This window comes from Candidatus Clostridium helianthi (genome assembly GCF_045310795.1).
GTDB lineage: Bacteria > Bacillota > Clostridia > Clostridiales > Clostridiaceae > Clostridium > Clostridium helianthi.
The window spans coordinates 1-256 of the sequence record NZ_JBJIAB010000224.1 but is presented as its reverse complement, the minus strand read 5'-3'; the positions used below and the strand labels follow the sequence as shown (position 1 = coordinate 256).

Genomic DNA, 256 nt, shown 5'->3' with positions numbered 1-256 from the left:
ATAATAGTTAAAAATCAAATTGGTTTTGGATGTCCAGCAAAACAAGGAAAAGCTTCAGCACATGGTGAACCTTTAGGTGCAGAAAATGTAACTGCTATGAAGGAAAACTTAGGATGGAAGACAGAGCCTGCATTCTACGTACCAGACGAAGTGTATACAAATATGAATGAACACATAGTAAAAGGTGAAAAGACTGAAGAAGCTTGGAATGAGTTATTCAAAGCATATGCAAAAGCTTATCCAGAACTTGCAGCAG

Annotated in this window: 1 pseudogene; it reads left to right on the top strand. The window is 37.1% G+C overall.

The features are described 5' to 3' along the window. A pseudogene (locus ACJDTP_RS27895) lies at window positions 1-256 on the top strand (transketolase); the annotation flags it as partial.